The sequence below is a fragment of the Arthrobacter sp. StoSoilA2 genome (genome assembly GCF_019977195.1).
Lineage (GTDB): Bacteria > Actinomycetota > Actinomycetes > Actinomycetales > Micrococcaceae > Arthrobacter.
Window position 1 is genome coordinate 2,489,507 of sequence record NZ_AP024643.1, and the last position, 24,886, is coordinate 2,514,392.

The window sequence follows — 24,886 nt, forward strand, 5'->3', positions numbered from 1 at the left end:
GTTGCAGCGCATTCGTCCCTAATCTCATGACTACAAGGATTTTGAATACAACATCGGTTGCACCCAAGCACCCTTGGTCGCCATGAATCGCACGCTAACCCAGGCCTCCCGGGAGGAAACACATGTCTGCTCCAGTCTTGCCCCTCAATTCACGCGGAAAACTCGCTTCATCATTGCCTGCAGAGCAGCTGGCAGAGATCAGCCAGTTGTTCGAGTTCCGGCGCACGGGATATTCCCTCGATGCCCCCTTCTACACAGACCCCACGATTTTCAAGATCGACATGGAGGCCATTTTTGGCCAGCACTGGATCTTTGCCGGCAGCGTCGCAGAACTCCCGGAGCCGGGTGACTACATCACTGTGGATTATGGCCCCTACTCGCTGATTGTGCTGCGGAACGACGACGGCGGCGTGAACGTCCTGCACAACGTGTGCCGCCACCGTGGCGCCCGCGTCCTGACCGAAGCTGCCGGGTCCACTGGCAACCTCGTTTGTGGCTACCACTCCTGGACCTATTCCGCGGAAGGTAACCTGATCCACGCCTCCGCTCCCGGCGAAGCGAAGTTCGACAAGAACTGCTTCGCGCTCAAGCGTGCGCACAGCCGCGAAGTTGCCGGCCTCATCTTCGTCTGCATCGCTGATGAACCGCCGACGGACTTTGACGAGACCTCCAAGATCTTCGAGCCCTACCTCGCGCCCCACGATCTGTCCAAGACGAAGATTGCCTACCAGCAGAACATCATCGAAGAGGGCAACTGGAAGCTCGTCATGGAGAACAACCGTGAGTGCTACCACTGCGACGGGCATCCGGAACTCGCCTGCTCGCTCTTCCCCACGTGGGGCCTGACCGAGGGGCTGATCCCGGCCCATCTCGAGGAAGTTTGGGACCGCAACAAGGAAGCACAGTCCTCGCTCGAAGAGCGTTGCCGCCGTTACGGCCTGCCCTACGAGGTAGTTGAGGAACTGGACACCCGTATCGCCGGAATCCGCATCTCGCGCGAATCCCTGGACGGTGAGGGCGAATCGTTCTCCGCCGATGGCCGCCGGCTGTCCAAGAAGCTGCTCGGTGACCTGCCCGACTTCCGCCTTGGCCGCTGCTCGATGCACCTGCAGCCCAACAGCTGGTTCCACTTCCTGGGCGACCACGTGATCACCTTCGGTGTCTTCCCGATCAATGAGCACCAGTCCTTGGTCCGCACCACCTGGCTGGTAGCCGACGATGCCGTGGAAGGCGTTGACTACGACCTCGAGAAGCTGACCTACACCTGGAAGCAGACCAACCTGCAGGACAAGGCCTTCGTGGAGCTGTGCCAGCAGGGCGCCGGCAGCCCCGCCTACGAGCCCGGCCCGTACATGAAGAGCGAATACCAGGTTGAGGCGTTCATCAACTGGTACGTACAGCGCGTGCAGGAGCACTTGGCATGATTGAACTCCTCACAGAGACGGCAATCCAGGAGCCACAGCGGATCCGTGGACTTGAAATGCCGTGGAACAGGGTGATGGGCAGCACCGAGGCACCCGCCCGTGCTGCCCGTGCCCTGGGCCCCTGGCACCCGCAGGAGTTCATGGCTGAATGCGTGGAAACCGTTCCGGAAGCGGGCGGCCTCATGACGTTCGTGTTCCGGCGCTGCGACGGCGCCCCTCTTGCGTTCCGTGCAGGGCAGTACGTCAACGTGGCCTTTCCCGTGAACGGCGAGGACAAGGAACCGGTGGACCGCAGCTACTCGCTGTCCAGTTCGCCCACCGAGCCGTGGACTTTCAGCATCAGCGTCAAGCGCGATGGTGGCGGCCTGGTTTCGCCGTGGGTGCACGAAAACGTCAAGCCAGGTACCGTCCTGGAGATGCTCGGGCCAGTCGGCGCGTTCCACCTGCCCGACGCGGACCGGCGTGCTCGTTACCTCTTGCTCGCTGCTGGAGCCGGCATTACGCCCATCATGTCCATGGTGCGGACCATCCACTCCTTGCCGGGGCATGCTGACGTTGTTGTCCTGTACCACGGAGCGGAAGCCGGGGGTTTTGCCTTCCACCAGGAATTGGCGTACATAGCGTCCGTGGACTCGCGCGTAAAGGTCTTCTATTCCCTGGGTGACCGCAGCAAACCCGAGGGGTGGGAAGGACTCAGCGGGAGGCTGACGGCGGCCATGCTCGACGAGGTGGCCCCCGATGCCAACGGCCGCCAGGTGTATGCCTGCGGTCCCGAGGGCTACCTGAACACTGCCACCGAGCTCCTCAAGAAGGTGGGCGTCGACGACACCTCCATCTACATGGAGTTCTTCACCGGCGACCGCCAGACGCTCCTTGAATACCAGGCGGAGCTGGCGCATGCAGCGGACATTGCCGAGGAAATCGCGGAGGAAATCGCCGATTCCGCCGAGGACTACTTTGAAAGCCAGCCCACAGCGTTCGGGCTCTACGAGCCAGGCTACGACGCCGAGGGAACCCTGAAGGCCGGGGGACTGCCGCTGGAAACCGTCGATGCTGATGCGGCTGGTCCGGAAGCCCTCGACGGCGGTTCGGACACCGAGCCGGAGACCGCGTCCCCGGATGCCTCAAGTTTCGACACCGTCGGAACGGGAAGCCTCACGCTGTCCTTCATGCGCACGGGAATCAATGTACGCATCGATCCCACCGAGCACATTCTGGGGGCGGCCCAGCGTGCGGGCGTCAGGATCGGCGCAAACTGCAAGGAAGGCATGTGTGGCTCCTGCAAGGTCGTCAAGCTTTCCGGGGAGGTGGAGATGAACCACCAGGGCGGGATCCGGGCCAGGGAAATCGATGCAGGCAAGTTCCTGCCCTGCTGCTCCACAGCCCGGACCGATATGGTGATTGATGCCTAGCTTCCAGCTGCGGAGATAGCGGGACAGGTAGCGTGGCCACGGTTACGGACGAAAGACGAGTACAAACTACTCGTGCACCAAGACTGCCCGTTGGTCTTTACTGGATGCAGCGGAGCCCAAATAACTGCCAATAACCCCCCAACGTTTGGCGGTTGGTGCCCAAGGGTTCCGTCGGCCAGGGCCGGACAACTGCAGCAATGCAGATGTCCGGCCCTTAGCCTTGCCACGGGCTAGGATGTGGCGCGTCGCGCTACGTTGTAGAAGCGGATGTTCTCGTATTCTTCGAGGCCCTCGGCGCTTCCTTCGCGTCCGAGACCTGACTGCTTGACGCCTCCGAAGGGGGCGGCTGCGTTGGATGGGACGCCTTGGTTGATGCCGACGATTCCTGTCTGGAGATTGTCGGCGACATTAAGGGCGCGGTCCAGGTTCTCGGTGAAGACGTAGCCGGCGAGGCCGAATTCCGTGGCGTTGGCGCGGGCAATCACTTCGGCTTCGGAGCTGAAGCGCTGTATCGCCGCGATGGGGCCAAAAATCTCGGACTGGGCGACGTCGGAATCCTCGGTGACGCGGTCCAGGACGGTCGGGGCGAAGAAATTGCCTGCGGAGTCGTAACCGTGGCCGCCGGTGAGCAGTGTGGCTCCCAGAGCCACGGCGTTCTCGGTGTAGGCCTGCATTTGGGCGACTGCACGGTCGTCGATCAGCGCGCCGAGTCCGGTCTGCTGTCCGAGCCCGCTTCCCACAGCGACCTGGGCGAAGCGTTCGGTGAGCGCTGCAACAAAGTCATCGGCTATTCCGTCCTGGACGTAGATCCGGTTGGCTCCAATGCAGGACTGGCCGCCATTGCGGAGTTTCGCGGCAAACGTTCCGTCCACTGCCCGCTGCAGATCGGCGTCGTTGAAGACGATGAGCGGTGCGTTGCCGCCAAGCTCCATTGAGCTTCGGAGGACATTCTGGGAGGCAAGCTGCAACAGCTGGCGTCCCACCGGCGTCGATCCAGTGAAAGAAACTTTCCTGACTCTGGGATCGAGCAGGACGGCTTCGCTGAACGCACCTGATTTTGAGGTCGTGATGACCTGGATAAGTTCTTCCGGTACCCCTGCCTCGACCGCGAGTTGAACGGCAAAGTACGTCGTGAGGGGGGTGAGGGTCGCAGGCTTGATGACTACGGGGCATCCCGCAGCCAGGGCGGGTGCGATTTTTCGGGTGGCCATCGCCAAGGGGAAATTCCATGGCGTGATCAGGACCGCCAGGCCGACGGGGGAGCGGCGTGTCAGGAGGCTCGCACCACCATCCGGTGTCTCGCGGAAGTTTCCTGCGGGGCGGACTGCTTCCTCGGCGTACCAGCGGACGAAATCGGTTCCGTACTTGACCTCGCCGCGGGCTTCGGCGAGGGGCTTGCCCATTTCGCGGGAGATCAGGTGGGCGAGGTCTTCGGTGTGTTCAACGAGTTTGTTGTACCAGGCGTGGAGTACGTCGGCGCGCTGGCGGAGGCTGGACCTGGCCCAGGGCGTTCCAGCCTTGTCGGCTGTCGCAACAGCTTCCAGCGCGGCCTCAACATCGGCGTCGGGGACATGGGCTATGGTTTCGCCTGTCGCGGGGTCCTGGACTTCGATGCCCGAGCTGGGAAGGCTGATGGATCGGATGACGGCATCGGCGTGTTTGACGCTGGCGGAGTCGGCCGCAATCAGGGGTGCAGCGACGTCGGATATGAGGCTCATCGATTCTCTCTTTCAGTACTGGCCTGGTCGATGGCGGTACGAAGACGCGTACATCTCCAACGGATGATCTGCGTTTCGCCGCGATCGATAACCAACGCATGATGGTTTTGTGCCTAAAGCCAATGTAATTACGTGCGAAAGTAAATAAAAGCGAACCTTTTTGACGTACTTATGTAAGTTTTTCTTACATGTTGTGTTTGGCGTGCAGCACTTGGGTTATTGCTTCCCGCACGGCAGTCAGGGAAGCGCTGCGCTCAGAGCCGGACCGAACCAGGAACTGGATGCTGCGCTGTTGATCCGCTGGCAGCCAGGAGCTGGGCGTCATCACACTGCCGGCTTCACGCAGCACCATGTCAGGCAGGAAGGCCGCGGCGAGGCCCTGTTCAACCATGCGGAGGTGGAAAAGAAGGTCCGAAGAAACATAGGAGATGACCGGATCGATGCCTAGTTCGCGGCAGACGCGCACGGCCCATTGTGATGAGGCGGTGTGCAGTGGCTCTGCTACCCAGCGCAGTTGCTTTAGATCGTCAAAGTCAGCAAACTCCAGGCCATGCGGCAGATAGCCGCGGATTGGGTCCTGGCCGATCAGGGTGGTGTGCACTCCTCCGGGCGGAGCCACTGCAGTCCCGGGAAACGCATCGCTGACCACGGCATCGACCTGCCGGGAGATCAGCTGAACGACTGCCTGCTCGGGATCCTCGCGTCGCAACCTGACGTCCAGTCCGGGATAGTTTCGGGCCAGTTCGGCCAGCGCAAAAGGCATTACGCTTCGGCTGATAGTGCTGAATGCCGCTATGGTCACAATCCCCTGGGGCCGTTCATGGGAGGTCGCAAGATCAGCTTCGGCGCGCTCCATCGCGGTCAGTATTGCCTCGGTATTGCGTACGAGTTCCTCGCCTGCAGGGGTGAGCCGGACATTGCGCCCCACCCGTTCGAGAAGAACGACACCTGTTTCCTTTTCCAACAAACCGAGCTGCTGTGAGATCGCGGAGTGGCTGTACGAAAGTTCGCGGGCGGCGGCACTCATGCTGCCGTGCAGCTTGACTTCCCTGAGGAGGGTGAGGCGATGGAGGTCGAGCATGCTGGTAGCTTACGCGTGCGCAGGCGGGGTAGTTTCCACTTCGGTGCATCCGGTGGGGTTCGAACCCACGACCCGAGGATTAAAAGTCCCCTGCTCTGACCACTGAGCTACGGATGCCGGAATCGCGCCGGAGCCATGCGCGCAGGACTCCGGCTCGGCCAGGGTCACATGGCGTGATTCATTGTGGGCGCAATCTTTAACCGTGCCTCACCACGAGGTATTCCCGGCCGGGTCAGCCGCTGGTTCCGGTGGCATCATGGGCTGCGCCAACAGGTTTGGACTCCGGTGATCCCCGTTGGCGAAGGTAAATGGAAAGGACCACCATGGATCCGACCGCAAGGAACTCCGACTGCCAGTTCTGCAGGGTGCGGTTCCAAAAGTCAGGTGATACCAGGTACTCAGCCCAGGACAGGGGCTCTTGGAAGTTGCGAAGTTGCTCTTCGTTGAAGGCAACGTGGCCTGTGATGGATTGGACCAGCCACGAGAGGATAAAAATCAGACCCATTGTTGCGGCGAGCGAGTTCGAGAATACGGTCAGGCGCCAACCTTTTGCCTTGGCCCATGCGGGGGACTTGGCGTTGGCATGCTCACCGACGAGTTGTTCTTCGTCGGATTCCAGGCCGGGCTTGTCCAGCTCTTTTGATTCCGGGGACCCCTTCTGAAGCAGCCAAATGGTGGCTGTGATGTAGAGGAGAAACTGCAGGTACTCGGATTGCCAGTTTTCCGACACGTCAACCGCGAAGCTGGAAGAAGTGATGTATTGGAGGAAGGTGATTTCATCAAGGCCGGCAGTGAGTTGGTCTTCGTTGAAGACTGCCTGTCCAGTAATGGCCTGACCCGCCAACGCAAGGATGAAGATCAGACCGAAAAATAGGCTTAATCCGTTGTTCCTCAAGGCTTTTTTCACGTCGCGTCCTATCCGTGAACCAGTCCCACGGAGGCCAGGTAGGCAAGACCACCGAAAATGAGAATGAGATAGAGGCTAAAGGCGACACGCATTGCTATCTTCCTCCTACTTCACAGGAATAGGGGGTTTCCTCCCTTTGAGTGCATCCGGCAGCTGTCACACGCCAACTTGAGCCGGAAACAGCGACGAAAACGTTACCCCTCTCGAACTGCACCAATGCTTCCCGGCCATAGGCTTCGGTTTTGACCACTTCTCCGGAGGCTCGAAGATGTAGCGACGCCAAGTGGGTCTGGCAGTCGTCACCGTCCTGCTCTTCAGATTTGTCCCGGACCGTGGGCTGCAGCAAATCACAGGCAGCAGCCCAGTCCGAGGCATCTACGGCACGATGGAAATCCTCAGCGACCTTGGTTGCGCCGGCAGTATCTACGGCGCAACCTGTCGCAGCAAAGAGGAGAAGGCTGGCGGCAGTGGCGGGGATTATTCTGCGCATGGGCCCCAGCTTAAGAGACTGGACCAGGCAACCGAACCTTCGACATGCACCCATGCGTCCCTCCCCGCCACCGACACTAAGCAACCTGAGGATCTGCTATGGCTTTAGTGTAAACCCAGGAACTGCTTAGCCAGGTGAACTGCACGTCGCCGCCTTATCCAGCGACTTTGGGCAGTTCCGCGGTGGTCCTCAATGCCTACCTTCATCAGGGCCTGTGCTCACCCTACGGGCGACCCAACTCTGGTGATGCCCGCTATGCGACGCGGGAACTGATCCAATTGCTCGCCGGCCTCCTCATACCACTGCGTCAGGACGGCTGGTGGCTCGCCCAGTGTGACGGCATTGGTGAAGGACTCGATCCATGAACCGGACTGTGCCAGATGATCGCTGATCACGGACATGTGATTGGCCATGGACTCTGCTTCGGCATGGACCTGAAGGCAGGTGATTTTCCGGCCTGATTCGTCGCCGAAGAATTGGAAAATAAGCATCCTGGGCTCGCGGCTCTCCACAAGCCGCGACACCTCGCGGCATGCTTCGAGGGCTTCCTCCAGATGACCGGCCCGCACCTTATATGTGCTGAAGTAGATGAACGGCTCTGACATGATTGCCTCCTGAATCAAGGGATCCGCACCTTGCGGATTACCTTCAGGATCCCGCTGGCGCCCCGCCCGGACATCGGGAGTTCGGGCCGGCTTCGCCGTCCCGGCGTTGGGTAGTTCTGCCCAGTCCACCGATGCATACTGGTGATCAGGAGGTGGACGTGGCCGACGAGGCAGATCACCTGGCGAGGGCCCGGACGCTCCACATGGAGTACCAGTGGCGGGAGGCGTGCGAGGAGTTTCGCGCCGCCGGCGGACTGCCGGCACTCGGGGTAGAGGATGTGGAGCGCTTCGCGGAGTGCGCACAGATCGCAGGGCTGAATGAGGATGCGATACCCGCGCTTGAGCGTTCCTTCGAAGTACGGGCAGCGGAGGGTCAGGTGCGCGCCGCGCTCGCCTCAGCGTTCTGGCTGTGGCAGGCCTACAACCTCAATAATGAGTTCGCCCAGGCCAGCGGCTGGATGGCAAGGGCTCGCGAACTCGGTCCGGACGACGTGGGGGGAGACCCCGGTTGGCTGCTCATCACTAAGGCTTACGGTCTCATCGCGGCGGGCGCGTATGACGAGGCGGGCGTACTTCTCGCGCGCGCCCGGGCGACGGCCACTGCCGCGCACGACGCCGATCAGCTGGCTTTTTCGACGCTTCTTACCGGCCGCGCACTGGTCAAGTCCGGCCACCTCGCGGACGGACTGGCTTGGCTGGACGATGCGATGCTCCGTGTTGTGGTGGGCGAAACCACCCCCAGGACCACGAGCCTGCTCTTCTGCGCGGCCATCGGCACGTGCCAGATGGAGGCCCGGGATGTGTCGCGGGTCCGCGAGTGGAGCATAGCCCTTGGATCCTGGTTGGATGCGGTGCCCCCATTCGGCGGGCCCTTCTATGGCAATTGCCTTACATACCGGGCAGTCCATCTCCGGCTCGCGGGACAATGGGCGGCGGCCCTCGCTGAGCTTCAGGAGGCATGTCGGAGTTTGGCCGACGGTGCGGGCACACGCCTTATCGGCCACGCCCGCTACGAACTCGGTGAATCGCATCGTCTTTTCGGCGATTTCCCCCAGGCAGAGGCGTCCTTCCGGGCAGCCGCCTTCTCGGGAGGTCCTACGCAGCCGGGGCTGGCACTGCTCAGGCTTTCCCTGGGCGATGTTCCAGCGGCGGCCGCGGGTATCCGGCGCGCACTCGGGGAATCCGCGGGATCAGGTGCCCGCGTGGACCTGCTGCCCGCGGCGGTGACGGTCCTCCTTGCGGCCGGGGCTGGCCGCGAGGCCGCGGCCGCTGCCGAGGAGATAGGCAGCCTCGCCGAGCATTTCGCCTCTGACAGTGTTCGCGCAGCCCACGCGCGGGCCCTGGGCGAGCTCGCTCTTGCCGACGGTGACTGTCAGAAGGCACTTCCCGAACTTCGACGGGCCGCTGACCTATGGCGTGGGCTGGATGTCCCCTACGAGGTCGCGCGGTGCTCGGTCCTCCTCGCGACGGCCTGCCGGGGTGTGCGGGACCACGAGGCCGCAGGCTTTGAGCTTGAATCAGCGCGACAGGAATTCACGCGTCTCGGCGCCCGTGCCGACCTGGCCGAGGTTGAGAACATGCTCCGGCAGCAGGGCGTTCCCCCTCAATACGGGCTCTCGCCACGCGAATTGGAGGTGCTCCGTTTGATCGTGCGTGGCCGGACGAACCGGGCAATTGCCGGCGAGCTGTTCATCAGCGAGCGGACCGTCCACCGGCACGTAACCAACATTCTCGAAAAGCTGGGCGTGAGCTCCCGAACGCAAGCAGCCACGCATGCCATCGGGCAGGGGATCGTTAACATCGCCCCGTAGCCGAGTGTCTTTGGGCGCCAGGTTGCCCCATCACGTCAAATGGTCAAAGTCGCCTCGCGCCCAGGCAGCATGCCGTTGGGCTGAATCGTGCAGAACGGCTTTGGCTTCGGAGACGATGATGTTGTTGAAGTTGCCGTAGATCCTGTCGAACGTGAGTTCTTCCAGCTGTGCGGCGACCCGCAATGCTACCGCTCCCGAAAGCGGTAGATGATTCGGGTAGCTGCGCATAAAGGCGATGGAGCGGCGGTCCGGATTTGGAAACACGCTGTCTCCGGTCAGCAGGACCCCTTTGCCTCCTGCTCCCGCAGTCCAGTGCGCTACCGCGCTGCCGGGGAAGTGGCCTCCGGTCTGGTGCAACGTCAATCCTTCGGTGATGGTCCTGCTGCCGGACCAGTAGGAGATGACCGCATCATTCCGACCAACCCACTGCCGGTCGGCGTCCGCCACAAGCACGGGGACGCCGCCAAGCCGGCGTGACCATTCCACCTGTACCCCGAACATGTGGGGATGGCTGGCTGCAATCGCCACAACCGGGCCTCGTTCAAGGATTGCTTTCACGCTGATGTCATCAACAAATCCAACGGGGTCCCACAGCAGCGAACCCTGTGGTGTCACTACAAGCTGGGCAGTTTGACCGATCCCGACTTTCGGCGCAGTTCTGATGCCGATAAGTCCCGGCTCGTTCTCTTCCAGCAGTAACTGCTGGCCAGCCTGCGCCAATTCGTCGAGTGAAATCCACGTTTGTCCGTCCTCGGGCACGTACTGGCGCTCGTCGGCGCAGATCGGGCAGACTTCCGGCGTCGGCTCGCCGCGTTCAACGGCACAGGTTGCGCAGATCAGCACAGCTATCCCTTCCCCCTCAGATCCCGGACGTATCCGGTCTGCGCCCGGACAGATTTTCGACCGCTTGATCGATCCCTACTATCTCGCGTTCGACATCCTCCATATACAGCCTTCCGGAGGTGATCAGGCCGTCCTTTACTTCGAAGAGGGTGACCCCACGGGCATGGAATGGTTCCCCGTCGGTACGATTGCCTGTCCACGACCATTCTGTCCACGTGATGTTCCCGTCGTCGACTGAACGGATCAATTCTGTCCGAAAGTCAGGGATTCCAGCGAACATCGCAGCCCAGTTCGCATGCAGCTGTCCTTTGCCTACGAATGTCCGACCGGGGTGGGCAGGCTGCTCGCTGTGGTAATCGGCGTCGAACAGGGCTGCCACCGCTTCGAGGTCGTGCGCGTTCATCGCCTCCAAGAGCCGGTCTATGACTTCACTCAACCGGGTCTCCTTCTGCTCCGTGATTACTTCTAGCCCCGTTCCCGAACGGGTAGACAGGAGGGCCGAACCTGGCGCCAATTTACGCTGTATCAGCCCACTACTCCAGCCCCTCTACGCGAGAAATCTATATGTCGATCTCTTTACGAGCGTCATAGTATCGATATAAACTTTTGTCTGGAAGCATTGGGGCACCGCAAGTGGTGGCCCGCTCCTCATGTCCGAACTAAGGAGACAAAGATGTCTGGTTCACGCTCTGATGAGATCAAGGCACATTCACAGGAACTGACCATGGGCGCTCTGCTCGATGAAGAGTTCCGCTCCGTGTTCGACGGCACTACGCCGGTTGCCACACCGTGGGCTGGCCTCATCTTCATCTAGACACACTTGAACAAATTCCTTGCGTGTACAGCACGTACAGCAGGTAGGGCCGTGAAACTGCATGGGCTGGCCGCCAAGGAGCTCTTCACCAAGCTGCACGGTCTCCTGGGTCCGAAGGCCCGTGATGATGCGCTGTCCATCGTTGGATCACCTGGGACATCGGATGTGCCGGCAGTCGCAGCCCTTAACAGTCGCAGCCCCTTATCAACTGTGTGAAAGTACGCAACCGTGAGAAGGGTTGGGGCAGCATCGCGCCCCAACCCTTCTCCGACAACCCATCCCGGGATCAGTGTCCTTGGAAGGCCTCCGCCAGCCACCAGGAGCCACCGTCCGAGGCGATCTTGGCATCGATAACCAAGGGCCGGTCCTGTCCGCCGTCGCGGAAGGCCGCAACCCATTCCCGCACTGGCTGAAGGTCCTCCAGGGTCCTGACTGTCACGCCGTCGGCCCCAAATCCCCTGGCGATTGCGGCAATATCCGTCTCTGGGAAGGACACGCTGCCCAGTTCCTCCTGGGCGTGGTGCTCAGCGAAGTGATGCACCTCAGCGCCATACGCAGCATCGTTGTAGACGATGCAAACCAGCGGCAGCTTCAGCCGGACGGCGGTCTCCAGTTCGCTGATGCCCATCAGGAAACCACCGTCTCCGGCACCCAGGACGGGCAACCGATGCGGTTGCGCCATTGCAGCGCCGATTGCCGTGTAGAGGCCAATGCCGATCGCCTGGAACGCTTGGGTGAAACAGAATCCGAATTCGTCCGGCACCGCCAGGTACTGGCTGGGGTAGCCCATGAAGTTGCCCGAATCCACTGCGACGATCCTGTCTGCCGGGAGGATTGTATCCAGTTCCCGGCTGATCACCCGGGGATCGATGGACGTCGAAGTGCCCAGGTCCGGAGTCTCCACGTCCCGCCACCGTGCACTCTGTTTGATGGCGAGGGCGTTCTGCTCGGTGCGGTACTTTTCAGCCGCAGCAGGCTGGATCGTCTTGAGGACTTCCAAGGCGTCCTCCGCGGTGAGGGCGGAATCACCCAGTACGCCCAGTGTGATCGCCCTGTTGGCGCCCAAGGAGGAGTCTTCGACGTCGATCTGGACTACTTTTGTTCCGGCAGAGATGAGCCTGCCGTGACGCATAGTCCACATATTCAGCGTGCAACCCCACCCGATAATCAGGTCCGCTGAGGTAATGAGCTCCGCGGTCAAAGGGGAGGAGAACCCGCCGGAGATGCCCAAATTATGCGAATCGCCGTTGAACAGCCCATTGGCCACGGCCGAGGTCGCCACCAGCGCCCCGGCGTGCCGGGCCAGGGCCAGGATGGAATCCCGGGCGCCCCGGCCACCGCGGCCTGCGACGAACACGGGGCGTTTCGCATTCGAGATTAGCTCTACCAGCTGGTTCACTGCACCGGTATCCGGACGAAGCCGCGCCGGCACAGGCACGGCGACGGTACCCACCGTGTCTGCGGCGGTTCCGCTTTGGATATCCAAAGGCAAGCTGAGCACCACGGTCCTGCGCTCGTTCACCGCCGTTCGGAAGGCCCGGACGGTATCCGCTACGGCCGTTTCGGGGGAGTGGATCCGTTCTGCCACGGCCCCTACGCTGCGCGCCATAGCATCCTGGTCGATCTTGAAGTTGGACCGGATGGCTGCCGCCTGCGTATCAGCCGTCAGCACGATCATGGGGGTGCGGCTCTTGGCAGCCTCTCCGACGCCGGTAATCGCGTTGGTCAGGCCACATCCTTGGTGTGTGGTCACCACGCCCACCTTGCCCGACATCCTGGAGTAGGCATCGGCCATGGTGGCAGCGCCGCCCTCATGGCGGGCCGCGGTGTAGGGAACACCGGCGTTCATCAGGGTGCTGGTGACGTCGAAGTTGCCGCTTCCCACCACCCCGAAGACGTGGCCGACTCCCAGCTTTGCCAGTGTCCGGCCCACCAGGGTGGCGACCCTTACCTGCTCGCTCATGCGCCCGGCTCCGATGCCGTGCTTGCCGTATGTGCTGAGTTGTCAACCAGAGCATAAACGCGGCTGGGGCTGCCCGTCCCGCCAACGATAGGCAGCGGTGCGACCACCAGCGTCGCGCCGGTGACCGGGAGGCGGTCAACGTTCCGCAGCGACGTCACGCCATATTTGTCAGCGCCGAGCAGGAACGAATGGACGGGGAACATAGGGTCCAGCGTGGCGGCCTGGCCGGCGTCGATGCCCACCGTTTCCACGCCGAAGCCGCTGATGGAGGCATTGCCGGCGAGCCACTTGGCGCCGGCCGCGGAGACCCCCGGGGTGTGGGGGCCGGCGTCGTCAGCGTTCATGAAGTCCGCGGCGTTACCGCCGCGTGCGGACCAGCCGGTGCGGAAGATGACCCAGCAGTTTTCCGGGAAAGGGCCATGCTCCTGCTGCCACTGCTCGAAGTGTTCGGGCTCCAGCAGGAAATCGGCGTCTTGTGCAGCTTCGGCGGTCTTGTCAATCACCACGACCGGCCCCACCAAACGATGCGGCTCGATCCGGTCCACCGACTTCCCGTCCTTGCCCGTGATCCAGTGGACGGGAGCGTCCAGGTGCGTCCCGGCGTGTTCGCCCACCGTGACGTCGTTCCACGCCCAGGCCGGTCCGGCGTCGTCGAAATTGCTGACGGGAGTCAGCGAGAGTCCAACCGTGTTGGCCAGGGGTTGCGGCAGATTCAGGATGGGAGTGTCACCGCTGAGCGGCGTGGTGAGGTCGACGACGTCGATGGCGCCGGCTGACAAGGCTGCGGTGAGCTCATTTAGAACAGACATTGTTCTCCTGTCGGATTGATGTGTGGGTTCATTTCAATTTCTGGGCCACCAAATGCCCCGACCCGCCGGACAGTCCGGGGCCGGGGTGGGTGGACGCGCCGATGTGCCACAAGCCCTTAACCGGGGTTTTGTGGTTTGCGGCCTCGGGGAAGGGCCGCCAGAGCAGGTTCTGGAAGAGTTCGGCGGATCCGCCGTACGGATCGCCGTTGACGGCATTGGGGTTTTCCGCAGCCAGATCGGTTGGTGCCAGGATGTCCCAGCCCAGGACGGACGCCCTGGTGCCCGGCGCGAATTGTTCGAGCCTGCTCAGGACGCGCTCCATGTACCGTTCCTTAAGTTCCTGTGTCCAGCCGCCGTCCACGGCGAGCGCGCCTGCGGCATCCGCCAGCGGCGAGAAGGGCACTTCCTGTAGCTGGAGCCATAGTGTCGCTTTGCCTGCGGGGGCCCGGGTAGGATCCAGGACGCATTGTTGACCGACGACGACGGTAGGTTCCGTAGGCAACAGCCCCGCCTCGGCTTGGGCGCAAGCAATTGCAGTGCTGTCCGAACCGTTGCTCAAGTGAACCAGGGGCACGGAATCCAAACGGGGATCGAGCCATTGGACCGGTTTGTCCAGGGCCAGGTGGATCTGCATGGCTCCGCGGCCGTTCTGGTAACGCGCGGCTGCTTCGGCCAAGCCCGCTGGTGGTTGACGCAACAGTTTGGAATACAAGGCCTGGGGCGACACATTTGCCAGGACGGTCCGTGCGCTGACCAGGCCGTTGGAGGTTTTCACTGCCGTTGCACCTTTGGAATCGACCAGGATTTCCTCGGCTTCTGTGTCCAGCATGATCCGGACGCCTTTATCTCTCAGGAGGGCCTCAAACGCAGCGATGAAGTTCGAGGCTCCGCCTTTCACGACAGGGAGGCCAAAGCTGTGCATGCTCAAGGCCATGACCGGAAGCATGACGCCGCCGGTCGCTTGGTCCGGGCCGAGGCCTGCGTGAAGGAGCCAAGGAGACCAGAGCTGGTCGGTTTGCCATCCATTGAAGCGGCTGCGGAGGTAGTTGCGGCCACTCATCACCGAATCGCGGACGAATGCTTCGGTGCCCTTGACCTTGCCTCGCCGCAGGGCGCCGGCGGCGATCGTCAGGACCTCCCTGAAAGACCGCAGTTCAGCACCGAAAGCACCGAAAATGGTCCCGGCATTGCAGGCCAGGTCCTCCAGCATCGCCAGGTAGGCGCCGTCGTCTCCGTTTGCCTGCAGAGCGGCTGCAGTGACCTCGGGATCGCGGTGGGCCACGACCGTTCTGTGCTGCCCTGTCTTTGGATCGGCTGCCACGCTGGCGGTCACCGCGCCGTCGGAATTGCAGTATTCCAACCCCCTCGCATGGAGCTCGCTTCCCAAAGCCTGGTAAGCCCCTCCGGAAACGAACAGGGGGTGCCAGGAAGAGAAGGAATCATGGATGAACCCGGGCAGCGTTCGTTCCGCTGAATGGATGAAGCCGCCCAGCCTGCCAGCCCGTTCAATGAGACAGACGCGCTTCCCGGCCATGGCAAGCTCCGCGGCGGCTACCAGAGAGTTGATCCCCGAACCAATGATGGCAATATCGGTCGAGTCCGTCATGGAGGACGCCGTCATCTCAGAAGTCCGGGTGGTTGGTCGCGGCGTGGTACTTCCCGCTGTGGAACACCAGGGGCGCCCCTCCAGTATTCTCGTACTTCTCCACCTCGCCTACGTAGATGACGTGGTCTCCGGCATCGTGTCGCGAGACGGTCCGGCATTGGAACGTGGCGACGGCGCCGTCCAGCAACGGGATCCCGGCGATTCCTTCCGTGGTTTCCGCGCCGGCGAATTTGTCTGTGGCGGGTGTTGCGAACTGGCGCGAGAGGACGTGCTGGTCGCTGGCCAGGATATTGATGGCAAAGTGCGTGGCGTCCTCGAAGTCCGCCAGGCTCGGAGCCCGTTTGCTGGGGCACCACAACACCAGTGGAGGTTCCATGGAAACGGACGTGAAGGAGTTGGCAGTCATGCCTACTTTCCGGCCGTCGGTTCCGAGGGTGGTGACCACCGTGACGCCGGTGGCGAATTGTCCCAGGGCGCCGCGGAAGTCCCTCAGGTCAAAAGCCGACGAATCTTCGTCCTTGCGTGCCTGCACGAACTCGGCGGCAGCTGCGGGATCGAACCACCATGGGTAGAACGTGCGGGGATCATCGAATCCTGCAGCGATGCTTGCGGCCAGGGCCGGGTGGTCTGCAGCCTCGGCCAGGACAGTCTGCTGGTGTTCCCGCCGGGGTTTGAGCATGTCATTTGTCCATGCCACCGCCCACTGGCCCCAGCCCCGCCAGAACTCGTCAAAGGTGCGTTCCATCCATTGCTTGTCGAAAGGCTGCTGGCCTCGCCTCACGATGGAATCCAGATAGTACTTGGCGGCCAGCGTCGCGTTATTGGACCCTTGGCCGGTGAGGGGATCGTTGAGCAGGACGGCGTCGCCCAGGCCGAAGACGAGGTTGCCGTTGCCCAGCTCACCCACTGCTGAGCGAACCGTCGGGGTGATCCGGCCCAGGAGGGTTGCGCCCTCGTCGGTGAGCCTTGCGTTGGCGAAGTTCTTCGCCTCGTGGGGAAAATACTCTTCCAGGATTTCCAGAGATCGACTCAGCTGCTCCTCCGGACTGGTGACGTCGGTCCACTTATCCATCGGGCCGCCCACGACGCCTTCAAAGACCATCATCTGGCATGGCCCGGACACGGTGAGTCCGGGAAAGGTGAAGAATTCCCCCACACCGGGGACTACCGACATGCGGATGCTGTCGCTGGGCTGATCGGCCGGTTCGCTGGTGGATGCATCGAGAGAGGCTGTATCGAGAGAGACCGTATCGAGGCAGACATAGTTCAGGGCGAGGACTCTTTGCGGCCGGTCAAACGGGGACTTGGACCTGTCCTTGGGGAAGATCTGGGCGATCTCTCCCTTTCCGGTGCTGACGATAACCAGTTCGTAGTCCCGTGCGAGCTGCTCGAGCATGCGCGGCGTGACTTTCTCTATACGGAAATCACCGCCGCCAGCCACAAAGGCCTCGATCCAGACAGCACTCTTGATCCGCTGATCCACCGAGTGGGCGGTTCCCTCAAGGAGCGCCTCCCACTCGATGGCGCCGAAGCCGGGTTCGCCTTCCACACGCAATTGGATAGCGCTGATCCCGGGCACGGCTTCATCGTCATAAAGCCTGGTCAGGGCCGAACTCAGCTGTGCTTCGGCGGCGAGGGCCGTGGGGAACATGCATTGGCTGGACATAACCTTGCCGGTGCGGATTTGGGCGGCCGAACGGTCCGAGAACAGCGTGACTTCATACCCCTCCCGCTGCAGGCCCAAGGCCAGTTGAGCGCCGGATTCGCCGGCTCCGATAATTGCGATCTTTCGCATGTCTGGTTTTCCTTCGAGGAACGTTGTTGCCAGGGAAGTGGAACGACTATCAGGTCGCGGGTACGGCGGAGCCCACGCTTGCAAGGTATGCGGCCGCCTTATCCGGGTCCATGAACCATTCCTGGAAGTCCGGCGGGTTGTTGAATCCGTTCGCGAAGCGGTGGGCGATTTCGGCCGACTGGCCGGCCGCTCCCAGTAGCGAAAGGACATGCGGCGGCGGCGGAGCCAGCAGCGCATTCGTCCACTGTGCTACGTGCTGGGCGTAGTTCCAATACTTTTCGAAAGTGGCCTGCATGAACGCTGCGTCGAAGGCACCTTCGCCGTGCGCCGCGATGCTCTGCAAGTAGGAAGCCGCGCACTTGCTGGCGTTGTTGGAGCCCTGTCCGGTAATGGGGTCGTTCAGGACAACGACGTCGGCGAGTCCCAGGACCTTCTTGCCGCTGGGGAGCGTGGCGACGGGATGGCGGACAGTGGGTGCGAACCGGCCCTGCAGGAACCCGTTGGGGTCGGTCAGCTCGACGTCGGCTGCCCGGCTGGCTTCCCACGGCAAGTACTGCTTCAGGATGTTTTTGGACGTCTCCAGGTGTTCCGCGGGAGTCAGGCCCTTCCAGCAATCCATGGGTCCGCCCGGGATGCCCTCGAAAACCATGATTTCGCAGGGACCAGTGGTGGTGAGCGCAGGGAAGGCAAAATATTCGCCCACCCCTGGAATCAGGTTGAAGGAAACTGCCGAATGTTCTGCCCTGGGCTCCATTCCAGTGACGTACGTCAGCGCCAAAGCGCGTTGGGGTGCGTCGTAGGCGCTGCGCTGGGCATCCCGGGTGAAGAGCTGCGCAATTTCTCCCTTGCCGGCTGCCACAATCACCAAATCGGAGTTAAGCGAGTAGCGTTCCAGTTCTTCCACGCCGGCGTCCTCGAACACGAGCTCGCCTCCCTGCGCCACGAACTCTTCCATGAACCGCGGGAATTTGACCCGCTGGTCAATGGACTTCGCCGGGTTATCCAGGCGGGATGCCCAGCTGATGGCCTTCTCACCAGGAACTTCAGGATGGGGGATCGTGAACGATATTCCGTCCACAGTGGGAGCTTCTGGCCAGAAGTCCAACCCAAGCGCCCTCTCCTGTTCAAGGGCATCGTGGAAGATGCACTGGCTGGAGGAGACTTTTCCCTTGTGGATTTCTTCAGCGGTGCGGTTGGAGATCGTGGTGACCGCAAATCCTGCCTTGAGCAAGCCGATGCCAAGTTGCAGGCCTGACTGCCCTGCTCCGACGATGGTGATGTGGCGCTGTGTCATAGTGTTGACCTTGTCTTTCTGCTGTCTCTGCATCCGTAAATGATGGGGGAAGATATTTGGCCGGGCCTCGGCGTTCGTTCGGGATGGGTTTGTTCCCAGCCGGGAAGGCCGATGTGCACGAGCTTGATGTCATTCATGTGTCGTCACCTCTTTTCAGCGGCGAGTAATGGGATGGCTTCTTCGGCGCGCTCGGGCCCCAAAGCGGAGTAGCCGCCGTCGACGGCCCAATCAGCTCCTGTCACGAAGCTTGCGGCGTCGCTGGCGAGGAAAGCGACCACGGCTCCGATCTCCTCGGGCCGGCCGACCCGCTTCAGGGCATGGAACGGGGCTGCCACCGAGTCTGTCTTGTCAATGTCGCCGCCGGACAGGGTGTCCATGATGTTGCTCCACACCCATCCAGGGCTGACCGAATTGACCCGAATGCCGTCGTCGGCAAGATCCACGGCCATACTCCGGGTGAGCTGGACCAGGGCGGCCTTGCCCGCGGGGTAGAGCCACCGGCCTGTCTGGGCAACGGAGCTCGAAATCGAGGTGAAGTTGATGATGGCTCCGCGCTGGGATGCCTTGAGGTAGGGGCGTGCTGTGTTGCTTGCCATGACGGCGCTCACCACATTGACGTTCAGTGCCTGAAGCCAATCGTTCCTGTCCGAAGCCGCACCGTCATCCTTGTAAGTGCAGGCAAGGTTGACGAGGATGTCGATACCCCCGTGCGAGGACGCCGTGTCGTCCATAAGCCGCGCAATGGCTACGTCATCCGTGATGTCAGTGAGTGAAAAGCTGATGCCGCTTCCCAATGTGTGGAGCTGGGCACCGCCGTCGGCGTCGATGTCGGCGACCACAACGGTGGCACCGGCATCGCGCAACGCCATGGCGACGCCTTGGCCGATCTTGGTGACGCCGCCAGTGACGACTGCAGTCCTGCGCGAGAGTGCTGACATGGCCAAACCTTTCGTAGTGAATCTGTGAGGTGGAAAGTCTTACGTACGCATGACGCTCGTCATTGCCGACGGAGGGCCCGTTTCACTGCCTATTTGACCGAGCCAGGACTATTGGACAGTCGGCCTGGACCTATTTGACAGTCGGCTTGGGCGCGGGCTTCGGATGAGTCCGTTCCCACTCGATTCGGCGGTCATGCACCAGCTTGACGTTCTTCATCTCTGCTCACCCCTTCCATCGGTTTCGTTGCTCCGTTTCTATGACGTGCGTCATACTTGTTCTAAGAGCGACTCTATTCATAGGCGAAAAACGGGTCTATCCGCTTGGCGCAGCGCTCATCCGAAAAACGAAAACCGGGGAAGGAACGCGCAATGGTGAGGATCCTTCCCCGTGACGTCCTCCGGGGTTTGCCCACAGTGACCACGACCGATGTCGATGATGCGCACCAGAAAATCGCCGATTTGTTCTGCGGTCACGACCTCGTTCCGCAGACCCGGGGGACGTCTGTGGACATGAAGCTGCGCTCGTTGCATCGCGGTGACGTGGGTATCGAATTCCTCGACTATGGTGCGGACGTCCGGATCAGTCCGGAAGGCCTGGAGAACTTCCACTTGATCCAGATTCCCCTCGCTGGCCACGCGCACATGGATGTGGGCTCATCCTCGGTGGATTCGAGCCCCAAAACCGCGACAGTTCCGCCGATCGACCGCCCGTTCACTATGACGTGGGATCGCGGAACCCCGCATCTAATTGTCTACGTGAGCCGCCTCGCCCTTGCCTCCGTTGCAGCCCAGCTCTACGGCGGGGATACGCAGGGTAAAGACTTGCGCAGCAATGATCCGGGCGCAGACCCGGATAAGACCGTGAAGCTCGGCTACGCGATGGACCTCACGGGCTCGGCCGGCCGGGCGTTCTTGAGGTCCGTCGTCGAACTCCACGACGACATGATCAGCCAGCAGGAAAAGACAGCTCCAGGGTTCGTCCAGAAGCTACTCGCGGACACGATGGTTTCACGGCTGCTCTTGGCAATGAATCCTGCGACGGAGGCTGATCGCTCCAGCCCTGCCGCCGAGAGCCGGTTGATCCGCCAGTTCCGCGAACTGCTGGAACGGCACGCCTCTGAGGACCTGGCGGTTCCGGACATCGCAGAGAACCTGGGAGTGTCGGTGCGCACCCTGCAGCTGGCTCTTCGCTCCGAAGTTGGGGCAACGCCGTCAGAGTTGTTGAGGAGGGTGCGCCTGGACCGGGCCCGGGAACTGCTTCTCGCTGCCGCCCCCGGGCAGGAAACCATTGTTTCGATCGCCGAGCGCTGCGGTTTCTCACACCAAGGGCGCTTCTCGGCGCTGTACTTGGACACGTTCGGCGAGTTGCCCTCGGAAAGCCTTCGCCGGTAGCCCCGCTGTCCGATACCCAGCTATGCGCTAGTCGCCCGGCCGAGGTCCGTCCAATTGGTCCCCATCCGCCATCGAAGGGCGCATGCCCCCCAACCTACTCACTTGACCGGATGGACGTAGCCGCCAAGGGACGCCCCCGCAATCTCTGGAGAGTAGCGGATGGAGATTCCTTGTACTTTTCGCTGTAATACGCAGCAAAGCGCCCAAGGTGGGAGAACCCGGCGTCGATGGCGGCTTCGGCCAACGTGGCCGCGGCTGGACCTGCCTGTCCCTCTAAAATCCGGCGTGCACGTGCAGTCGAGTCGCAGCTCTACGCCCGCCAATGCGGGAGCGCCGGTGGATCAAAAGTAGGACGCAGTGCTTCCGTCACCCAAACGCGCCCAGCTGGATGTTGACGGCAAGCACCACGGACGCCAGCGCGAGGATTCCCGCGCCGAGCTGCAAGAGGAGGCCGTCCTTGGAGAGCCGCGATCCTCCTGGCGCGGAGCGCGGAATGAGGGAGACTGCACTGAAGCTGGTCACCAAGGCCGCGGCGATGATGAGGCTCAGGCTAAGCATGGCGCCAGAACCTTCGCCGGCTTGCATAAGTTCCAGGGCGATAGACGACGACGTTGTCGCATTGGGGGCTGCCTTTCGCAGACGGATGCAACAACAATATCGTCAATTGTTGACGATTGCCAAGGATTTCCTCCGGCAGGAGCGTCGGGGCAGTGGCTAAGCCGCGTCCACTCGCCGCAAAGCGCGGAGGCGCCGGCAGGAACAGGCCACGTGGAGCCTTTGGAACCCCGGCAGCGGATCAGGCCATCACGGGCAGCTGCCAACAAACTGGCAGAACTCATCCAAGCTGCAAAGAAGAGTTATCAGGATCCTGGACGCCCTGGCCATTCCTTGCCGGCCCAGGGATCGTAGTCCGCGATGAGCTCCTCCTGGGCCGGGCGCTTTGCTTCGGGGATGTGCTGCAGGTTCACCCGGACCCGGTACCAGAGCGAACTCGAACCGCGCATCCCATCGATGAGTACATCGGCGGGGTGCAGGTCCGGGACAAGGTCCGCATGCCGGGCTTTCCATTCATCGAGGGCGGCCTGCGCTTCGGGCTTGGTCTTCGTGCGGGCTACCTCAATGAGTGGCATTGTTGAGACACGGCGGCCCGACCCATCGCCGGCGCGCGGTGCCTTCTCGGCGGGACCAAGTTCCTTGGCCAAGGCCAGCAGGCCCTCGAGGGATCCAACGGCGCCGTCGATTCCAGCGTGGGGATCGCCCAGCTCCGCGAAGCGTTCTGGCACTGAGCGGACGGTGAATTGTTCGGGCCTGGTGGTAGTGACCTCGGCCCATGTCAGGGGAGTAGAAACGCGGGCATCCGGCCGGGGCCGGACAGAGTAGGCGGAGGCGACAGTCCGATCCTTCGCGTTCTGGTTGAAGTCGACGAAGACGCTTTCGCCGCGTTCCTCCTTCCACCACCGCGCCGTGGCGAGCCCGGGGGCCCGGTTCTCGACCTCCCGGGCAAGGGTCTCCGCGGCGAGCCGCAGCTCGCTATAGGACCACTCCGGGGCGATCCGCACCAAAATGTGCAGTCCCCGGGACCCGCTTGTCTTGGGCCAACCAACCAGCCCGACGTCGTCAAGCACCTCGCGCGCCACATAGGCGACGTCGACGATCTGCGACCAATCCACACCGGGCATGGGATCAAGATCGATCCGCAGCTCGTCGGGATGATCCAGATCCTCGGCACGGACGGGGTGGGGGTTGAGGTCCAGGCAGCCAAGATTCACCACCCACGCCAAACCGGCGGCGTCCCGGATTACAGTTTCTTCTGCTGATGTCCCCGATGAGTAGTGCAACGTTGCCGTATCAATGAACTCCGGATGGTTTTCGGGTACGCGTTTCTGAAAGAACGGCTCAGCGTCGATGCCCTTGGGGAAGCGCTTGAGCACCATGGGGCGGCCGCCCGCGCCCCGCAGCGCACCTTCCGCAACTGAAAGGTAGTAGCGGACCAAATCCAGCTTCGTTAGCCCGGGTTCGGGGAAAACCACCTTGTCCGGATTCGAGACGCGAACTTCGGCGTCGCCAATGTCCAGAATCTCTGCCGGAGTCTTCGACGGGTTCATGCCGCCACGCTAGCAACGATCGGCGGTCCCAGCCAGACCAAGGGCGAGGGCGGCGACTATATTGACCATGTCAGTCCACCACCACAATCGCGGGAGTCTGCACACTATGGCCAAGGAACTTGCTACCCAGCTCATCGAACAACTCCAGGCTGCCGGTGTGCAGCGCATTTATGGAATCGTCGGTGACAGCCTCAATCCAATAGTGGATGCCGTACGTCAAACGGGAGGGTCGGCCAAAGGCGGTATCGATTGGATCCATGTCCGCCACGAAGAAGCGGCCGCTTTTGCTGCGGCCGCCGAGGCGCAACTGACTGGCAAGCTTGCAGTCTGTGCCGGCTCCTGTGGACCGGGCAACCTCCATCTGATCAACGGACTTTACGACGCCAACCGCACTGGCGCGCCCGTACTTGCCATCGCTTCGCACATCCCCAGCAAGCAGATCGGCAGCGGGTTCTTCCAGGAAACCCATCCTGACCGGCTCTTCACCGAATGCTCAGTGTATTCGGAACTGGTCAGCACGGCCGAGCAGGCACCCCGCGTTATGCACAGCGCCATCCAGAACGCTGTAGCCCTTGGGGGAGTCGCCGTCGTGACTCTTCCCGGCGATATCGCCGGACTTGAGGCCACCGCGCCGACGCCGTTACCCGCTACGTTTCGGCCCGCCCGCCTGATCCCGGACCAGTCGAGCGTCCAGGAACTGGCTGACGCCATCAACGACGCCGGAAAAGTCGCCATTTTCGCGGGGGCGGGCGTCCAGGGAGCCCACGACGAACTCATTGCTTTGGCGGAACTGGTCAACGCCCCGATTGGCCACTCGCTGCGAGGCAAGGACTTCGTCCAGTACGACAACGCGTTCGACATCGGCATGACCGGGCTCCTGGGCTATGGTGCTGCTGCGGAGGGCATCGAGGACGCTGATCTGCTGATCCTTCTTGGTACCGATTTTCCCTACGACCAGTTCCTGCCGGACACCCGGACGGCACAGGTTGACCGGGCCGCACAGCGGCTGGGGAGGAGGACCGACGTCGACATTTCCGTCCACGGCGACGTCCTGCCTACCTTGGCCGCTCTTCTGCCCTTGGTCAATCCAAAGAAGAACCGCCGCTTCCTGGACCAGATGCTGAAGAAGCACGACCGCCTGATGAACAAGGCCGTGGGCGCGTACACGCGGAAGGTCGAAAAGAAGCAGCCCATTCATCCTGAGTATGCTGCTTCCCTGCTGGACCAGGTAGCGGCGGAAGACGCCATCTTCACCGCGGATACCGGAATGTGCAACGTCTGGACGGCTCGCTATATCAACCCCCTGGGCACGCGCCGGCTGATCGGTTCCTTCCTTCACGGGTCAATGGCCAACGCCCTTCCACACGCCATCGGTGCACAGATGGCCTATCCCGGGCGCCAGGTGGTTTCTGTCTCTGGTGATGGGGGCTTGTCCATGTTGCTTGGTGAGCTCATTACCGTGGCTGCACATCAACTGCCGGTCAATGTAGTGGTCTTCAACAACTCAACACTGGGCATGGTCAAGCTCGAAATGTTGGTGGATGGGCTGCCCGATTTCGGCGTCGACGTACCTGACGCAAACTATGCCGCCGTCGCGAAGGCCTTGGGCTTCCATGCTGTCCGGGTGACGGATCCTGCGGACATCGAGGAAGCGTATCGGGAGGCGTTCGCCCACCCGGGTCCTTCTCTGGTGGAGCTCATCACTGATCCGAATGCGCTGTCCATCCCGCCGAAGATTTCGGGGCAACAAGTCATCGGGTTCGCGACGGCCATGTCCAAAGTGGTCTTGAACCGCGGTGCCGGCGAAGCTGTGAGCATGGCCCGCAGCAATCTGCGCAACATTCCCCGGCGGTGACGGGAGTCTGTGCCGGCAGCAGTC

At 62.1% G+C, this 24,886-nt stretch carries 21 protein-coding genes and 1 tRNA gene; 6 read left to right on the top strand and 16 right to left on the bottom strand.

What is annotated here, in order from left to right; genetic code table 11:
- Positions 1-122: 122 nt before the first annotated feature.
- Entirely contained in the window at positions 123-1,424 is a 1,302-nt protein-coding gene (locus tag LDN82_RS11250) for an aromatic ring-hydroxylating dioxygenase subunit alpha (RefSeq protein WP_224164285.1), read from the top strand.
- The gene (locus LDN82_RS11255; protein WP_224164286.1) at positions 1,421-2,836 is read left to right on the top strand and encodes a ferredoxin reductase; all 1,416 of its coding nucleotides are present in this window, start codon (positions 1,421-1,423) and stop codon (positions 2,834-2,836) included. The genes LDN82_RS11250 and LDN82_RS11255 overlap by 4 nt, the downstream gene beginning before the upstream one ends.
- Positions 2,837-3,066: 230 nt before the next feature.
- Here LDN82_RS11255 and LDN82_RS11260 read toward each other — a convergent pair whose 3' ends face one another.
- From LDN82_RS11260 to LDN82_RS11285, 6 genes are all read right to left on the bottom strand, one after another.
- Positions 3,067-4,554: an NAD-dependent succinate-semialdehyde dehydrogenase gene (locus tag LDN82_RS11260; RefSeq protein WP_224164287.1), complete on the bottom strand. Its 1,488-nt coding sequence runs from the start codon at positions 4,552-4,554 to the stop codon at positions 3,067-3,069.
- A 184-nt stretch (positions 4,555-4,738) separates the two neighbouring features.
- A complete protein-coding gene (locus tag LDN82_RS11265) occupies positions 4,739-5,635 on the bottom strand; it encodes a LysR family transcriptional regulator (RefSeq protein WP_224164288.1) in 897 nt (298 codons plus the stop codon).
- A 44-nt stretch (positions 5,636-5,679) separates the two neighbouring features.
- A tRNA-Lys gene (locus LDN82_RS11270) sits at positions 5,680-5,752 on the bottom strand.
- A gap of 115 nt (positions 5,753-5,867) precedes the next feature.
- A complete protein-coding gene (locus tag LDN82_RS11275; RefSeq protein ID WP_224164289.1) occupies positions 5,868-6,542 on the bottom strand; it encodes a DUF6766 family protein in 675 nt (224 codons plus the stop codon).
- A 94-nt stretch (positions 6,543-6,636) separates the two neighbouring features.
- On the bottom strand, positions 6,637-7,032 hold the full coding sequence (locus LDN82_RS11280; RefSeq protein WP_224164290.1) for a hypothetical protein: 396 nt from the start codon (positions 7,030-7,032) through the stop codon (positions 6,637-6,639).
- A 218-nt stretch (positions 7,033-7,250) separates the two neighbouring features.
- Positions 7,251-7,637: a hypothetical protein gene (locus LDN82_RS11285; protein WP_224090088.1), complete on the bottom strand. Its 387-nt coding sequence runs from the start codon at positions 7,635-7,637 to the stop codon at positions 7,251-7,253.
- Between the two features lie 158 nt (positions 7,638-7,795).
- On the opposite strand from LDN82_RS11285, the gene LDN82_RS22620 reads away from it, so the two are divergent.
- A complete protein-coding gene (locus LDN82_RS22620) occupies positions 7,796-9,448 on the top strand; it encodes a helix-turn-helix transcriptional regulator (RefSeq protein WP_275964361.1) in 1,653 nt (550 codons plus the stop codon).
- A gap of 30 nt (positions 9,449-9,478) precedes the next feature.
- Here LDN82_RS22620 and LDN82_RS11295 read toward each other — a convergent pair whose 3' ends face one another.
- Both LDN82_RS11295 and LDN82_RS11300 read right to left on the bottom strand, forming a co-directional pair.
- On the bottom strand, positions 9,479-10,291 hold the full coding sequence (locus LDN82_RS11295; RefSeq protein WP_224164291.1) for a hydrolase: 813 nt from the start codon (positions 10,289-10,291) through the stop codon (positions 9,479-9,481).
- A gap of 16 nt (positions 10,292-10,307) precedes the next feature.
- Positions 10,308-10,727, bottom strand: a complete 420-nt coding sequence (locus tag LDN82_RS11300) for a nuclear transport factor 2 family protein (protein ID WP_224164292.1) — start codon at positions 10,725-10,727, stop codon at positions 10,308-10,310.
- Between the two features lie 237 nt (positions 10,728-10,964).
- Here LDN82_RS11300 and LDN82_RS11305 point away from each other — a divergent pair, with 237 nt between their 5' ends.
- Positions 10,965-11,105 carry a hypothetical protein gene (locus LDN82_RS11305; RefSeq protein ID WP_224164293.1) on the top strand — a complete coding sequence of 47 codons (141 nt, stop codon included), beginning with the start codon at positions 10,965-10,967 and terminating at the stop codon, positions 11,103-11,105.
- Between the two features lie 286 nt (positions 11,106-11,391).
- On the opposite strand, the gene LDN82_RS11310 is transcribed toward LDN82_RS11305, so the two are convergent.
- From LDN82_RS11310 to LDN82_RS11335, 6 genes are all read right to left on the bottom strand, one after another.
- Entirely contained in the window at positions 11,392-13,068 is a 1,677-nt protein-coding gene (locus LDN82_RS11310) for a thiamine pyrophosphate-binding protein (protein WP_224164294.1), read from the bottom strand.
- Positions 13,065-13,877, bottom strand: a complete 813-nt coding sequence (locus LDN82_RS11315; RefSeq protein ID WP_224164295.1) for a cyclase family protein — start codon at positions 13,875-13,877, stop codon at positions 13,065-13,067. Before LDN82_RS11315 ends, LDN82_RS11310 begins: the two co-directional genes overlap by 4 nt.
- A 28-nt stretch (positions 13,878-13,905) precedes the next feature.
- Positions 13,906-15,483, bottom strand: a complete 1,578-nt coding sequence (locus tag LDN82_RS11320; protein ID WP_224164296.1) for an NAD(P)/FAD-dependent oxidoreductase — start codon at positions 15,481-15,483, stop codon at positions 13,906-13,908.
- 16 nt (positions 15,484-15,499) lie between these two features.
- On the bottom strand, positions 15,500-17,278 hold the full coding sequence (locus LDN82_RS11325; RefSeq protein ID WP_224164297.1) for a flavin reductase: 1,779 nt from the start codon (positions 17,276-17,278) through the stop codon (positions 15,500-15,502).
- Positions 17,279-17,327: 49 nt separating this feature from the next.
- Positions 17,328-18,572 carry a styrene monooxygenase/indole monooxygenase family protein gene (locus LDN82_RS11330; RefSeq protein ID WP_224164298.1) on the bottom strand — a complete coding sequence of 415 codons (1,245 nt, stop codon included), beginning with the start codon at positions 18,570-18,572 and terminating at the stop codon, positions 17,328-17,330.
- Between the two features lie 143 nt (positions 18,573-18,715).
- On the bottom strand, positions 18,716-19,510 hold the full coding sequence (locus LDN82_RS11335; RefSeq protein WP_224164299.1) for an SDR family oxidoreductase: 795 nt from the start codon (positions 19,508-19,510) through the stop codon (positions 18,716-18,718).
- 369 nt (positions 19,511-19,879) lie between these two features.
- Here LDN82_RS11335 and LDN82_RS11340 point away from each other — a divergent pair, with 369 nt between their 5' ends.
- Positions 19,880-20,902, top strand: coding sequence for an AraC family transcriptional regulator (locus LDN82_RS11340; protein WP_224164300.1), 1,023 nt, complete (start codon positions 19,880-19,882; stop codon positions 20,900-20,902).
- Between the two features lie 366 nt (positions 20,903-21,268).
- On the opposite strand, the gene LDN82_RS11350 is transcribed toward LDN82_RS11340, so the two are convergent.
- Together LDN82_RS11350 and ligD are read right to left on the bottom strand one after the other, a co-directional pair.
- The gene (locus LDN82_RS11350; RefSeq protein ID WP_224090122.1) at positions 21,269-21,460 is read right to left on the bottom strand and encodes a hypothetical protein; all 192 of its coding nucleotides are present in this window, start codon (positions 21,458-21,460) and stop codon (positions 21,269-21,271) included.
- A gap of 302 nt (positions 21,461-21,762) precedes the next feature.
- Positions 21,763-23,007 (bottom strand): non-homologous end-joining DNA ligase, encoded by a 1,245-nt coding sequence (gene ligD / locus LDN82_RS11355; protein WP_224164301.1) that lies wholly within the window; start codon positions 23,005-23,007, stop codon positions 21,763-21,765.
- Between the two features lie 106 nt (positions 23,008-23,113).
- Between ligD and LDN82_RS11360 the strand changes: the two genes are divergently transcribed.
- The gene (locus LDN82_RS11360; protein WP_224164302.1) at positions 23,114-24,862 is read left to right on the top strand and encodes a pyruvate dehydrogenase; all 1,749 of its coding nucleotides are present in this window, start codon (positions 23,114-23,116) and stop codon (positions 24,860-24,862) included.
- The last annotated feature ends 24 nt before the right edge of the window (positions 24,863-24,886 follow it).